Here is a 13,972-nt window from a genome sequence, read left to right as displayed (position 1 = left end):
CAACTTCAAAGTCCGGATGTACGGGTGCAACTCTCTTCCTGCCAGCCAGACCATGCCAACAAAGTGCTTGCGAAACAGGGGCGTCCATGTACGGGATGACTGCCCGGTGTGTGTCGGGCCTAGCTAGCGCCCGCGCCAGAACAACCCGTCCAGCTCCTTCATCGTCAGCTGGCGCCACGTGGGCCGGCCGTGGTTGCACTGGTCGGAGCGTTCGGTGCGCTCCATGTCGCGCAGCAGCGCGTTCATCTCGTCGAGCGTGAGCTGGCGGTTCGCCCGCACGGCACCGTGGCAGGCCATGGTGGACAGCAACTCGTGCTGGGCGCGTTCGATCACGGTGCTGGCGTCGAACTGGCTCAGCTCGGCGATCACGCTGCGCGCGAGTTCCACCACGTCACCGCCATCGAGCGCCGCGGGCCGCGAGCGCACGGCCAGCGTGGTGGCCGACAGCGCGGAGATGTCGAGGCCGAGCTTGCGCAGGTTGTCGCCCTGGGATTCCACCGTGGCAATCTCTTCCGCGGTGGCCGGGAACGTGGCCGGGATCAGCAGCGGCTGCGCTTCGATGTCGGCGGTGCCGAGGCTTGCCTTCAGGCGTTCGTACACGATGCGTTCGTGGGCCGCATGCATGTCGACGATCACGAGGCCGTGGTTGTTCTCGGCCAGCACGAACACCCCACCCACCTGGGCGAGCGCGCGGCCGAGCGGCCAGTCGCCGTCGGGCAGGCGGCTGGCCGGTGCGGCGGCGGGTGCTGCTGCGGCCGGAGACTGCCCGGGCACCCGGTACGCCGCGGGCACTTCCTGGGCGTACAGCACGGCGGCCTGCTGCAGACCGAGCGACACCTGCTGGCCCGGCGGGCGGAACGCGCCGAACCCTTCCGACGGCGGGTTGTAGGCCACGGGTTTGGGGCCACGGGCCCACATCTCGTTGTCGGCCGCGGCCAGGGCTTCCATGGCAACGGCGGTGTCGATACCCGCCTGCACCGGTGCCATGGGCACCGCCCCGCCCGCCTGGGGCGCGGCCAGCGCGCCCTCGACCGCACGGCGCATGGCCTGGTGCACCTCGCGTGAATCGCGGAAGCGCACCTCGATCTTCGTCGGGTGGACGTTCACGTCCACGCGGTCGGGGGCGATCTCGATGTACAGCACGTACGACGGCTGCCGGCCGCCGTGCAACACGTCCTCGTAGGCCGAGCGGATGCCGTGCGCGATCAACTTGTCGCGCACGTAGCGGCCATTGACGTAGACGTATTGCTGGTCGGCTCGGGCGCGCGCGGCCGCGGGAATACCGGTGCGGCCGGTCACGCGCATGGGGCCGAGGGTCATGTCGACCGGGCGGCTCTGTTCGATGAACTCACCACCGAGCACGTCCTGCACCCGCTGGTCGGGTGACGCACGGCGCCACTGCTGCACCACCTTGCCTTCGTGCCACACCGAGAACCCGACGTCGGGGCGCGTCAGTGCGTGGCGGCGCACGGCGTCCACGCAGTGGGCGAGCTCGGTGGCGTCGGTTTTCAGGAACTTGCGGCGCGCCGGTGTGTTGAAAAACAGTTCGCGCACTTCCACGCTGGTACCGCGGCCGCGGGCCGCCGGGGCCAGCTCGCCTGATCGCGCATCGAGGCGCTGCGCGTGGGGTGCACCTTCGGTGCGGCTCGAGATGCTGACCTCGGCCACCGACGAGATGGCCGCCAGCGCTTCCCCGCGAAACCCCATCGTGGCCACGCTTTCCAGGTCGTGCAGCGACCCGATCTTGCTGGTGGCATGACGCCGCAATGCCAGCGGCAGTTCCGTGGCCGGAATGCCGTGGCCGTCGTCCTCGATCAGGATGCTGCGCACGCCCCCGGCCACGAGCTTCACCACCACCTCGGTGGCGCCCGCGTCCAACGCGTTGTCCACCAGCTCCCGCACCACCGACGCCGGCCGCTCCACCACCTCGCCGGCCGCGATCTGGCTGATCAGTTCATCGGGCAACTCACGGATGGGGCGGCGCTCAGGAGGCTGCAAAACGGCGTTCATCCGGGCATTGTAGGGAACCGCACCCGCCCGGCAGCAGAGCGAGCGCAGCGAAGCGAACGATCAAGCCACCCGCGAGGACCGGCTCTGCCGGCCGACCCGGGGTCGCCCCCTGGGGGCAGGAGGCGCCAGCCGACTGGGGGGCCTCATCCAAGGGCCGTACAATCTTTTTTATGGAAATTGTCACGTTCTTGATCGACTTCATCCTGCACGTCGACGTGCACCTCGCCAACTTCGTGGCCACGTACGGCGCCTGGGTGTACGCCCTGCTGTTCCTGATCATCTTCGTCGAAACAGGCCTGGTGATCATGCCCTTCCTGCCCGGCGACTCGCTGCTGTTCGTCGTGGGCGCGCTGTGTGGCGCGGGGCTGATGAACCTGCCCTTGGCGATGGGCCTCCTGATCGTGGCGGCCATCCTCGGCGACCAGGCCAACTACGCGATCGGCCGCTACTTCGGGCCGAAGGTGTTCCAGTGGGAGAACTCGCGCTTCTTCAACAAGAACGCGTTCAACCAGGCCCATGCGTTCTACGAGAAGTACGGCGGCGCCACGGTGATCGCCGCGCGGTTCATGCCGTTCCTGCGCACGTTCGCGCCGTTCGTGGCGGGCGTGGCGCTGATGACCCGAAGCAAGTTCACGCTGTTCAACATCGCCGGCGCGGTGCTGTGGGTGGGCGGCATCACGGTGACCGGCTACCTGTTCGGCAACATCCCGTGGGTCAAGGAAAACCTCGACAAGATCATCTGGGCTGCCATCTTCATTCCGGGGCTGCTGGTGCTTTTCGGCGCATGGAAGGCACGGCGCAAGTCGGTGGCCGCGCCGGTTTGAAGATGAATGTGTCCCTGCTCGTGCGGTAACGCGCGTGCCTACCGCGAGCCCTCGAGCGAGCGCAAGCCGGCGATCACGGGGTCCAGGCGCTCGATCACGGCCGCGAGCAGCGCGTCGATGACGGCCGGGCCGGCGCCGTTGGCGCAGGCTTGTTCCAACGCTTCAGCGGCCTCGCGGACGGCCGTCGCCCCCAGGGTGCCGGACTCGCTCTTCAGGTCGTGCGCCAACCGCGTGGCCGTGAAGATGTCGCGCGCTGCACAGGCGGCGCCAAAACGGGCCGCAAAGCCGGCTTCCCGATCACGGAACATGCCCAACAAGCGCCGATAGAGCTGCTCGTCGCCCATCACCCCGGCCAGCGCAGCCGCGCTCTCGATGCTCGGGAAACCACCGCTCGCCGCAGCAACCTCCGGTCGAACCCAGCGCGCCAGCGTGGCGAACATTTCGGCCACGTTGATCGGCTTGGCAATGTGGTCGTTCATGCCGGCCGCCAGCACCTTCTCGCGATCGCCGACCATCGCGTTGGCTGTCATCGCAATGACCGGCAGATCGCGCCACTCCGGGTGGCCACGCAACTCGCGCGTGGCCTCATAGCCGTCCATGACCGGCATCTGGCAATCCATCAGCACCGCGTCGAAGCGTTCGCGCGCCAGCATGTCGATGGCTTCGCGGCCGTTGTTGGCGACCCGAACCACGATCTGCGCGCGGCCCAGGAGGTCACGGGCCAGCTCCTGGTTGAACGAGTTGTCCTCAACCAGCAGCACATGGGCACCGGCCAGGACCGCACGGTTGCTCTGCAGCGCTTCTTCACGCAACTCGCCTCGCAGGGCATGCTGGCGCGGCTGGCCGATCGCTTGCAGGCTGGCGTCCAGCAGCGTCGAAGGCGTGACCGGCTTGGTCAGCGTCGCCGCCACGGTGAGCCGTTCGGCCGCCAGCGCGCGCGCCATTTCATCGCTGGAGAAGGCCGTGAGCATCAACACGGTGGGCGGCGGGTGCGCCAGAGGCATGCGGGCCAGCTGCTTCGCACAGTCGACACCGTTCATGCCCGGCATCCTCCAGTCGAGCAAGAGCAGGTCGAAGGGCTCGCCACGCGCATCCGCCGCCACGATCGCCTGGATGGCTTCGTGGCCACCGTTGGCCGCCGAGGCGCGCAGCCCGAGTGAACCAGCCATGTGCACCAGCACCTCGCGCGCGGCGTCGTTGTCGTCAACGACGAGCACACGGGCGCCGTGCAGGCCGTCATCGGACAAGGCCGCATCGTTGGCGGCGCGTTCGAGCCCGATGCCGAAGTTCGCGCTGAAGTAAAACCGGCTTCCGCGCCCCGGTGTGCTGTCGACGCCGAGTTCTCCGTCCATCATGCGCACCAGGTGGTGACTGATGGCCAGGCCCAGTCCGGAGCCGCCGAACCGGCGGCTCGTCGACGCGTCGGCCTGCGAGAACGGCTTGAAAAGCCGCTGTTGCTCTTCGGGTGTGATGCCGATGCCGGTGTCGCGCACCTCGAAGCGCAGGCGCACCGAGGTAGTGTCGCGCGCGAGCACCTCGACGCCGACGACGACCTCCCCCCGCTCGGTGAACTTGACCGCGTTGTTGCCCATGTTGATCAGCACCTGCCCCAGCCGCGAGGGATCGCCTACCAGCGCGTTGGGCAGGTCCGGCGGCAAGGCGAACACCAGCTCCAGGCCCTTCTCTTCGGCCTTCATGCCCAGCAGGTTGGCCAGGCTGTCCATGACATCGCCGAGGTCGAACGGGATGTGTTCGATGTCCAGGTGACCCGCCTCGATCTTCGAGAAATCGAGGATGTCGTTGATGATGCCCAGCAGCGACTCGGCCGACCGGTGCACCTTCTCCACGTAGTTGTACTGTTGCGGACTCAGGTGGCTTTGCAGCGCCAGGTACGACATGCCGAGAATGGCGTTCATCGGCGTGCGGATCTCGTGGCTCATGTTGGCCAGGAACTCGCTCTTGGCCTGGTTCGACGCTTCGGCGACTCGCCGCGCGTCCCGTTCGGCTTCACTCTGCCTGCGCTCGGTGATGTCGCGGGCGATGGTGGACGCGCCGAAAACTCGCCCGCTGGCGTCCTTCATCGGGGAAATCGTGAGGGCCACATTGATCGCCTGCCCGTCCTTGCGCAGGCGGGTCGTTTCGAGGTGCTCCACCCCTTCGCCCTGTTTCAGCCGCTCCATGATGGTGGCCGACTCATCCTGCAACTCGGGAGGAACCAGAATCGAGACGGAGCGGCCCACCATCTCGGCAGAGGTATAGCCATAGATGCGCTCGGCGCCACGATTCCAACTGACGATGGTTTGGTCCAGCAGCTTGCCGATGATCGCGTCATCTGACGATTCCACGATGGACGCAAGATGGGTGATCTTCTCCTGATCCCGCAAGCGCTCGGTCACGTCGATGAAGGTCACGACGATTTCCTCGATTGCGTTTCCCGTACCGAATACCGGATTGGCACTGGCCATGAGCCAGACGTCTTCCGCGTTGCCCGGGCGATGCACACCGACCATGAGGTTCTTGAGCGGTTGCCGTGTGGCCAGCACTTGATTGACCGGGTACTCCTCCAACGGCATCACGGTTCTGTCTTCACGGAAGAAGTGCCAATCCGAATCGATGGAGGTCTTCCCCAGCAACTGATCTTCCGTGAGCCCCAGCAACCGCTGCGCAACGGCATTGCAAGTGACGATGCGGGTATCTGCTGCATGAACCACCACGGCCGCCTGAAGCTTCTGGATCAGGGATCTGTATTTCTCCTCGCTCGCGCGCAACGCATCGTCCACCCGTTTGCGCTCGGTGACGTCGATGAGGTTTCCTGCTACGCGCACAACCTTGCCTTCCGCATAAACGGGTTCGGCGGTCAGGCGGACCCACAGAGGCTTCCCTCCGAATGTCGTGAACGGGAACTCGAGGTCGTAGGGTTCAGCGCGCTCACCGGCTCCGCGAAACGCGGCGAGTATGGTTGGCCTGTCTTCGGGCCTGTAGCACTTCAGGCTTTCCTGAATGTGGTCCAGACCGGGAGTGGCGGACAGCTCATGGATTCTGTAGAGCTCCTCCGTCCAGAATGACTTGCCCGACGAAATATCGTATTCCCAACCGCCAACCTTGCTGAGTCGCTGGGAGATATTCAACCGGGCTTCGCTTTCCTGCAGCGCCTTAACGGTGCGAAGATGTTCTTCGACCTGCTGACGAAGCCGCCAGTTTGCCATCTCCAGTTCCGCTGAACGCTCCCTGACCCTTTCCTCCAGCGTATGGCGCGCCGCCTCCAGCTCGGCATTGCGCGCCTCCAGATCCGACAGCGCATGCCGCAACGCAAGGTGAGTACTAACCCGCGCGAGCACCTCCTCGGCACGAATCGGCTTGTTGATGTAGTCAACGCCGCCGACCTCAAAAGCCTTGACCTTCTCACGTTCATCCTGGAGGCCGCTGAGAAAGATGACGGGGATGGAACGGGTTCGTTCCTCCTGCTTGAGGCGCTGGCATACCTCGAAACCATCCATGCCGGGCATCTTGATATCCAGCAGGATCATCGCAGGCGGGTGCATCTTCGCGCTGAAAAGAGCCACCTCGCCGTCGGTAGCCAATCGCACGCGGTAGCCCGCGCTGCTCAGCACGCCTTCCAGCAGCTTGAGACTGGCCGGTGTGTCGTCAACTACAAGGATGTCGTCCGGATAGGTATCAACATCGCTCATGAGACCTCCCCTTCCTTCAATCCATTCAGGATCTCGAGAAGCTCTTTATACTGCAAATTCTCCGCCATGCGGCGCAGGCGTTCGCCCAGCTCGTGGTCCAGGCTGCTGATATGACCTATCACCTCGAGTATGCGGGGGCCTTCCAGCAATTGCGCGGCCCTCAACAACTCATCAACAAGAGGCGGGGGAAGTTTCCGAAACTGATCTGCATTCAACGCCCGTGCTGTGATCCCGGCACCTGCGGAATCTGGGGCAGAATGCCGATAGCGTATGCCGAGGTGTTTGGCCAGCGCGTCGAGTATCTCCGAATCCCTATAGGGTTTTCGAATGAAATCATCGCAGCCTGCCGCCAATATCTCGCGCCGCTCATCCTCCAGGGCGTGAGCCGTGACGGCAATGATCTTGGTGTGTTTGCCAGCTTCGGTCAATTTGATGTGCCGGGTGGCTTCTTTCCCGTCCATGACGGGCATGCGCACATCCATCCAGATCAGGTGGGGATGCCATTCCTCGAATATCTCCACCGCCTCCTTGCCATTGGCAGCTTCCCGCAGGTCAAAGCCCAGCGGCTCAAGCAGCTTGTACAAGAGCAGGCGGTTCTCCGCCTGATCCTCAACGACAAGGATTCGGTAACGCGGCTGCCCCGCTTCAAGCCCGATGACGCGGCCGTGATGTAGCGCGACGGGCGTCTCCTCGGCGGAAAGCACTGCCACTGGAATCTCGAAGTAAAACACCGAACCGCGCCCTGGCTCGCTGGCAATGCCAAGGTGCCCGCCCATGAGATCGACATGCTGTTTGCAGATGGCCAGTCCCAGCCCGGTTCCGGCGTCCCTGGCAGGCTGGTCAGCCAGTTGCACAAAGGGTTGGAACAGGCGCGCCAGGTCTTCCTTCCGGATGCCAGGGCCGCTGTCCTTCACTTCGAATCGAAGGCGCGCCGATTCCGGTGACTCCCGGTGTGCGATGCCTGCACGGAGAATCACGCCGCCGGTTTGCGTGAACTTGATGGCGTTTCCGATCAGATTGATCAACACCTGGCGCAACTTGCCCGAGTCAACGTTTGCACGGCGGGGAAAATCCGGGGCTTGCTCCACCGTGAAATCCAGGCCCTTCTCCTGCGCCTTGACATGCATCAGCGACCACATCTCCTGGATAACCTGGTGCAGATCCGCAGGGAATTCCTCGAGCAGCACGCGCCCGGATTCGATCTTGGAGATGTCCAGGATGTTGTTGATCAGGTTCAACAGGTGTTCGCCGCTACGGGTGATGATGTTCAGACTCTCGATCTGTTTCCCGGTGGCCTCCGGGGCAACCTTCAGCAATTGCGCGAATCCGAGCACGGCATTCAGCGGCGTGCGCAGTTCGTGGCTCATGTTGGCCAGAAAGACGCTTTTCGCGCGATTCGCCCGTTCCGCCTGTTCTTTCGTCACGATCAACTCGGCAGTGCGCTCCACAACCCTGATTTCCAGGGACTCCTTGTTTTTATACAGCTCTGAACGGGCTTGGAGCAGATTCCGGATCATCGCCACGAAAGCATTCTCGAGAATTTTCAGTTCGTTGTTTCCCTTGGTGCTTACAGCGATTTTGACATTCTCCAGGTTGTCAAAATTCAGTTGCTCTGCTGCGCGCGTCAGCTCCGCCAGCGGCCTGCTCAGCAAGTACCTTGAAATCAACAGGAAAAGTATCCAGAATCCTATTATGTTGACGATTGCGCAGGCAATCATGAAGATAACGCTTGATTTCAGCCGGTTGACAATTATCTTTTCGCTCGAATAAATCGTTACAGCGCCCACCCGGAACGAGGCATTGTCCCGCAGATGGTTTATCTGGAACGTTTTCCAGAAAAGCCCGGAAGACGCATCAATACTTGGGTGGCTTGTATCCACCCTTTCGGCGGGCACCAAATCGGACAGATGTAGAACACTCCCCCTTTCCCCCAGATATTCCCCCTTTGAGTTCACAACCTCTATGCCGACAACGTTCGGAAGTTTAATTATTCCATTCAGGGTGGATTGCAGCTGGTTATTATTGAGCTCCCAAAGCGCCTGTTCCAATGAGGGCTGAAACACCTGCTTAAGTATTTCCAACTCTTCAAGAACGAGATTTCTTGTGTGCACATATTCCGCGGTGATTTGCGCACCCGTTACCGTCACGACAAGAACGATGTAGAAAGAGAACACCACCCTTAGAAGCCTGGTGGCAATCGAGTCTTTGATGGGTACGAGGCCCTTCAACATCATGATTGCCTACGCCAATGCTTCGGCAATTACGGCGTGTGCCACAAACTTTTATCGTTCAACGGCGTTTCCTTCGACAACAACGGATTTTTCAGTTCAAAAATCCTCCTGCTCTTGAGATTGGCTCGTTCCAAAGCCTCTTTCATGTCGGGATGATTATAAAAAAGCCTGTCGAATGAGCCGTCTTTAAGAGCCATTCGGAACCCGCGCTCGAGTCTGTCGGCCAGTTTTTTGTTGTTCTTGTTGGTAAAGATATATCCGGGCGTTGGATAGTAGATCAGCAGGTCGGTTTCCACAGACAAGCCGGGAATGTTCATGTCCCGCAACTCTCGCCATGGTTCGTGGGCGACTCTGGGAAAATAATCAAAACGCCGTTCTTTCAACATGGCGAAGAGTTCCCTATACCCTGAAGTTGCCACCACGTTGAGCCCGTTGTCGCGAAAGACCTTCGTCTCCGGCCATACCTCGTTCAAACCGGCCCACAACTTCTGCAAATCCGCCAGCGTGCGGACTGCCGAAAACTTCGGCTGATCGCTTTCATTGATGATCGCGATGTGATAGCCGTACAGCCCTTTGTCAAACGGGATCCGGATGGGATGAAGTTCCTGCTCGCGCTCTGGTGATGTCGATGTCAAGATCACATCCACATAGCCTTGCTTTACCATCTCGAAATCCCTGGCCTGTGGAAGCTCTTGTTGCGGCGCTTGAATCTTGAAGGGGCCATCGGTCTTTGCAGTCTTTTCCAGGATCAACTGCAATACTTGGTATTTATATTCCTTGGTATCGTCATAGTTCGATGCGGTTCCCCTGAAGGCACGGACCCTAACCACCAGCGGCTCTGGCTCAGCCGCCAAAACGGGTAACGAAGAGGGGCAGGCCGCAAAACAGAAGATGACCAACGACGCAAATTTCAAGTATTGTTTCATTTTCAGATCCTCAGTTTGAATCAACCGATCCGGTTTGTTCCGGACGAGTTATTTCACTTTGCAAGTGGCTCCCTTCGCAAACTGTGTTGTCAGACCAACCAACCGAGTGCCGGTCGACCCAAGGCACTGAACCAGCGGAGGTCGCTGGGCGGGTGGCAAGTGGCCACGCCGCGAAACTTTTGAAACCAGCCTTTGAGGCGGCTGTGATACGAGTTCACGTCCTGCACGTGCCAGGCACCGTCGACGCGGCTACCGGCGGAGAAAGGTTCTGTCGCTCAGGCAGCCTGAGACTTGAACACCGCGTTGGTGGCCGCTCGATGCGCCAGGGAGAACAACGGGTCGGCAGCGGCCACGACACGCCCCTCGGAACGATCGTACTGCCGCTTGCGGGTCATGTGCATCTTTCGACGCCGCCCACCAGGATCCGAGGGGGTGCAGGTGAAGAGTGCGTTCAAGTGGGCCTCGCCCTCCTTGAACGGCCTCCATTCAGCCCCCGGCCAAGCTACAACTGCCGGTTGCGGGCCAACGGCGGGTTCTTCGCGAAGTACCGCCGGATCCCGGTGACCAACGCATCCACGAGCTCGTGCTGGTAGTTGGCATCGCGCAGCTTGGCTTCTTCCTCCGGGTTCGAGATGAACGCCGTTTCCACCAGGATGGACGGGATGTCGGGCGCCTTCAGCACCGCGAAACCGGCCTGCTCCACCTTGCCCTTGTGGAGTTTGCCCACCTTGCCGATCTGGCCAAGCACCTCCCCGCCGAGCTTGAGGCTGTCCTGGATCTGGGCCGACGTGCTCATGTCCAGCAGCGCACGCATCACCGTGGCGTCCTTGGCCTTGATGTTGACGCCGCCCACCGCGTCGGATGCGTTTTCCTTGCTGGCCATCCACCGCGCAGCGGCACTGGTGGCCCCGCCCTGTGACAGTGCGAACACCGAGGCACCACGGGCCTGCGGGGTCATGAATGCATCGGCGTGGATCGAGACGAACAGGTCGGCCTGCACACGGCGGGCCTTGCGAACGCGCTCTTGCAGCGGCACGAAGAAGTCGGCATCGCGGGTGAGCATGGCGCGCATGCCAGGCAGTTCGTTGAGCTTGTCGCGCAGCTTCAGGGCCACCTGCAGCACCACGTCCTTCTCGCGCAGGCCGCTGGGCCCGATGGCACCCGGATCCTCGCCCCCATGACCGGGGTCGAGGGCCACGATGATGAGGCGATCGATGCGGGCCTGGCTCATGGGCGGCGGCTTGCCGGCCACGGCCGGTGGTGCAGGCACGGGCGGCTGCACCCCGCTCGGGACACTGGCCGGCGGCAACGGCGCCTTGCCCACGCGGCCGATGAACTCGCCGAGCGCGTCCTGCACGGCTTCGGCGGCCTGCTGTTCGGCGCTCTGCTTTTCGTTGACCAGCGCCAGCAACGGATCGGCCTCGTGCACCGGGTGCAGGTCGAACACCAGGCGATGCTGGTAGGCCGCCGCCGGCGCCAGCGTGAACAGCTGCGGCGCGGTGGCCTGCTTGAGGTCCAGCACGAGCCGCACGATTCGCGGCTGGTTCTGCCCCACGCGCACGCCGGCGATGTACGGGTCGTCGGCACGCACCTTGCCCACCAGCTCGCGCAGCGCGGGGCTCAGCTCCAGCCCGTCGATGTCGATCACGAGGCGGCGCGGGTTGTCGGCCATGAAGTGCTTGACCGACAGCACCGTGTCGGACTCGAGCGTGACGCGGGTGTATTCGTCGGCGGGCCACACCCGGACGGCCACGAGGCTGGCACCGAAGGCCAGGTCGGCCGTGCCGAGGGACAGCACGACGCTGCCGAGCGATTGCAGGACGGTGCGGCGCCTCAAGGGAGCAGCTCCAGGCCGAGGGGGGTGCATGCGGTGAAGGTCACGCGGCGTTCGTCTCCGTCGAGAGGCACAAGTTCCACGCGCAGGTCGGGCTCGGGCAGCAGGCCGGCGGCCTGCTCGGGCCACTCGGCCAGCTTGAGGCCGGGGCTGGCGAACACGTCGCGAAAGCCGGCGTCTTCCCACTCCTGCGGGTCGTTGAAGCGGTAGAAGTCGAAGTGCCAGGCATCGAAGCCCGGGAGGGGGTACGCTTCCATCACCGCATACGTGGGGCTCTTCACGCGGCCCTGCACACCCAGGGCATGGAGCAGGTGGCGCACGAACGTGGTCTTGCCGGCGCCGAGGGTGCCGTGCAGTTCCACGAACGCATGGCGAAGCGCCGGGCGGGCCGCGAGTTGCTGTGCGGCCTGGTCGCAGGCGGCCTCGTCGGGCCAGTGCTGTGTGCGGGTTTCTAGAATCGGCAAATGACGGACACCCGGATCAATGTGGGGGAAATGCTCCCGGCCGCGCTGGTGGAACAGCTGCGCGGCTGGGCGCGTGCGCTCGGATTTTCCCAGATCGGCGTGGCAGATGTGGATCTGTCGTCCGCCGAGCCGGGACTTCTGGCGTGGTTGAACAACGGCTTTCACGGCACGATGGACTACATGGCCTCGCACGGCCTCAAGCGGGCGCGCCCCGCGGAACTCGTGCCGGGCACCGTGCGGGTCATCACCGCCCGCATGGACTACCTGCCACGCGGCAGCCAGCACACCGACTGGCAGGCCATCGAATGGGCCCACCTGGGCCAGCCCGCCAACGCCGGCATCTCCACCTACGCCCGGGGCCGCGATTACCACAAGGTGCTGCGCAGCCGGCTGCAGAAACTCGCCGACCGCCTGACCGAGGCCGTGGGCCCGCACGGCTACCGCGTCTTCACCGACTCGGCGCCGGTGCTCGAAGTGGAACTGGCCTCGCGCAGCGGCATCGGCTGGCGCGGCAAGCACACGCTCACGCTGCACCGAGAGGCCGGGTCCATGTTTTTCCTGGGCGAGATCTACGTGGACCTGCCGCTGCCGCTGTCCGAGCCGGTGACCCCGCACTGCGGCCAGTGCACGGCCTGCATCGACGTGTGCCCCACCGGCGCCATCGTGGCCCCGTACCGCGTGGACGCGCGCCGCTGCATCTCGTACCTGACGATCGAACACGACGGCCCCATTCCCGAGGACCTGCGCCCGCTGATCGGCAACCGCATCTATGGCTGCGACGACTGCCAGCTGGTGTGCCCCTGGAACAAGTTCGCGCAGCGAAGCACCCTGCCCGACTTCGACCCGCGCGCGCCCCTCACCCACCCGAGCCTGCTGGCGCTGTGGGCGTGGACCGAGGCGGACTTCCTGCTCCACACCGAAGGCGGCCCCATCCGCCGGATCGGCTACGAACGCTGGCGGCGCAACCTCGCGGTGGGGCTCGGCAACGCGCTGCACGCGGACCCCCAGCGCGCCGATATCCGCGGCGCGCTGGTGTCCGCCCGGGACCATGCGACGCCGCTCGTGCAGGAGCACATCGACTGGGCCCTCAGGTCACCCACCCCAGCACCGCCAGCCACCACGGAATGCTGACCATCCCGAGCAGGATGGAGACCGACACGAGCCCCGCGACAAACGGCCCGTCGCCGCCCATGCGGGCGGCCAGCACGTAGGCGCTCGACGCGGTGGGCATGGCCGCGAACAGGACGACGATCAGCCGCTGTTCCGGTGGCAGCCCCACCGCCAGGGCGAGCCCGATGCCCACCGCCGGCAATACCGCGTGTCGGATCAGCACGAACACGAGGCCGAGGCCCGGCGCGGCCTTCAGCCCGCCCATGCGCAGGCCGGCCCCCACCGCCAGCAGACCCACCGGCAGTGCCGCCACGCCGATGCGCTGCAGCGTGGTGCTCACGGGGTCGGGGAACTTGAGGCCGGACAGATTGGCGACGAGGCCCAGCACCGTGGCCACGATCAGCGGGTTGCGGACGATTTCGCGGGCATACGAATGCCCACCGTGCCGCGCGAGCGGCCACACGGCAGCCACGTTGCACACCGGCACCCCCACCGCGAGCAGCAGCGCCATCCACGCGACCCCGCCCGGACCGCCGAGGCGTTCGGCCAGCGCCAGCGCGATGAACGAGTTGAACCGGAACGCCACCTGGGCGCCCGACGCGTGCAGCCGGCCGTCCACCCCCGGCCAGGCACGCACCGCAAATGCGAGCACGATGCCGATGGCCAGCACCGCCACGCCCACCAGCGTGAGGCTCAGCGTCTCTCCGGGTTTCAGCGGGCTGCGCACCACGGAGTTGAACAGCAGCACCGGGAACAGCAGGTAGTAGACGAGTTTCTCGGCGGCCTCCCACACGGGCCGGTCAAGCGTCGAGTAGCGGCACAGGCAGAAGCCGCAGACGATGAGGAGGAAATCGGGAAGCAGCAGCAAGGCAGTCGACATCGCG

9 protein-coding genes and 1 pseudogene are annotated in these 13,972 nt (G+C 64.1%); 2 read left to right on the top strand and 8 right to left on the bottom strand.

All coding sequences use genetic code 11. The features are described 5' to 3' along the window. Window positions 1–123 precede the first annotated feature (123 nt). Window positions 124–2,010: a DNA mismatch repair endonuclease MutL gene (mutL, locus tag ASC87_RS23915; RefSeq protein ID WP_056668615.1), complete on the bottom strand. Its 1,887-nt coding sequence runs from the start codon at window positions 2,008–2,010 to the stop codon at window positions 124–126. A 170-nt stretch (window positions 2,011–2,180) separates the two neighbouring features. Here mutL and ASC87_RS23910 point away from each other — a divergent pair, with 170 nt between their 5' ends. Further along, window positions 2,181–2,834 carry a DedA family protein gene (locus ASC87_RS23910; protein WP_056668612.1) on the top strand — a complete coding sequence of 218 codons (654 nt, stop codon included), beginning with the start codon at window positions 2,181–2,183 and terminating at the stop codon, window positions 2,832–2,834. 38 nt (window positions 2,835–2,872) lie between these two features. On the opposite strand, the gene ASC87_RS23905 is transcribed toward ASC87_RS23910, so the two are convergent. From ASC87_RS23905 to tsaE, 6 genes and pseudogenes are all read right to left on the bottom strand, one after another. Beyond that, window positions 2,873–6,523: a response regulator gene (locus tag ASC87_RS23905; RefSeq protein WP_056668609.1), complete on the bottom strand. Its 3,651-nt coding sequence runs from the start codon at window positions 6,521–6,523 to the stop codon at window positions 2,873–2,875. Further along, on the bottom strand, window positions 6,520–8,754 hold the full coding sequence (locus ASC87_RS23900; protein WP_162255202.1) for an ATP-binding protein: 2,235 nt from the start codon (window positions 8,752–8,754) through the stop codon (window positions 6,520–6,522). Before ASC87_RS23900 ends, ASC87_RS23905 begins: the two co-directional genes overlap by 4 nt. 29 nt (window positions 8,755–8,783) lie before the next feature. After that, a complete protein-coding gene (locus tag ASC87_RS23895; protein ID WP_056668602.1) occupies window positions 8,784–9,680 on the bottom strand; it encodes an ABC transporter substrate-binding protein in 897 nt (298 codons plus the stop codon). Window positions 9,681–9,769: 89 nt separating this feature from the next. Further along, window positions 9,770–9,940 (bottom strand): annotated as a pseudogene (locus tag ASC87_RS33370) (IS1595 family transposase); the annotation flags it as partial. A gap of 242 nt (window positions 9,941–10,182) precedes the next feature. Continuing rightward, the gene (locus ASC87_RS23890; protein WP_369820787.1) at window positions 10,183–11,517 is read right to left on the bottom strand and encodes an N-acetylmuramoyl-L-alanine amidase; all 1,335 of its coding nucleotides are present in this window, start codon (window positions 11,515–11,517) and stop codon (window positions 10,183–10,185) included. Beyond that, window positions 11,514–11,978, bottom strand: coding sequence for a tRNA (adenosine(37)-N6)-threonylcarbamoyltransferase complex ATPase subunit type 1 TsaE (gene tsaE / locus ASC87_RS32120; RefSeq protein WP_235582267.1), 465 nt, complete (start codon window positions 11,976–11,978; stop codon window positions 11,514–11,516). The genes ASC87_RS23890 and tsaE overlap by 4 nt, the downstream gene beginning before the upstream one ends. On the opposite strand from tsaE, the gene queG reads away from it, so the two are divergent. After that, a complete protein-coding gene (gene queG / locus ASC87_RS32115) occupies window positions 11,979–13,109 on the top strand; it encodes a tRNA epoxyqueuosine(34) reductase QueG (RefSeq protein WP_056668596.1) in 1,131 nt (376 codons plus the stop codon). Here the strand turns inward: queG and ASC87_RS23875 are convergent. Further along, a complete protein-coding gene (locus ASC87_RS23875) occupies window positions 13,066–13,968 on the bottom strand; it encodes an AEC family transporter (RefSeq protein ID WP_056668593.1) in 903 nt (300 codons plus the stop codon). The genes queG and ASC87_RS23875 overlap by 44 nt on opposite strands. Between the last annotated feature and the right edge of the window lie 4 nt (window positions 13,969–13,972).

Source organism: Rhizobacter sp. Root1221, from assembly GCF_001425785.1.
GTDB lineage: Bacteria > Pseudomonadota > Gammaproteobacteria > Burkholderiales > Burkholderiaceae_C > Rhizobacter.
The sequence above is the reverse complement of the archived record's forward strand: the minus strand, read 5'-3'. Positions and strand labels throughout refer to the sequence as shown.

What these genes read in the sequence shown, in the direction of transcription:
- mutL (WP_056668615.1), bottom strand. Translation starts at nt 2,010, where the DNA reads ATGAACGCCGTTTTGCAGCCTCCTGAGCGCCGCCCCATCCGTGAGTTG.
- ASC87_RS23910 (WP_056668612.1), top strand. Translation starts at nt 2,181, where the DNA reads ATGGAAATTGTCACGTTCTTGATCGACTTCATCCTGCACGTCGACGTG.
- ASC87_RS23905 (WP_056668609.1), bottom strand. Translation starts at nt 6,523, where the DNA reads ATGAGCGATGTTGATACCTATCCGGACGACATCCTTGTAGTTGACGAC.
- ASC87_RS23900 (WP_162255202.1), bottom strand. Translation starts at nt 8,754, where the DNA reads ATGTTGAAGGGCCTCGTACCCATCAAAGACTCGATTGCCACCAGGCTT.
- ASC87_RS23895 (WP_056668602.1), bottom strand. Translation starts at nt 9,680, where the DNA reads ATGAAACAATACTTGAAATTTGCGTCGTTGGTCATCTTCTGTTTTGCG.
- queG (WP_056668596.1), top strand. Translation starts at nt 11,979, where the DNA reads ATGACGGACACCCGGATCAATGTGGGGGAAATGCTCCCGGCCGCGCTG.
- ASC87_RS23875 (WP_056668593.1), bottom strand. Translation starts at nt 13,968, where the DNA reads ATGTCGACTGCCTTGCTGCTGCTTCCCGATTTCCTCCTCATCGTCTGC.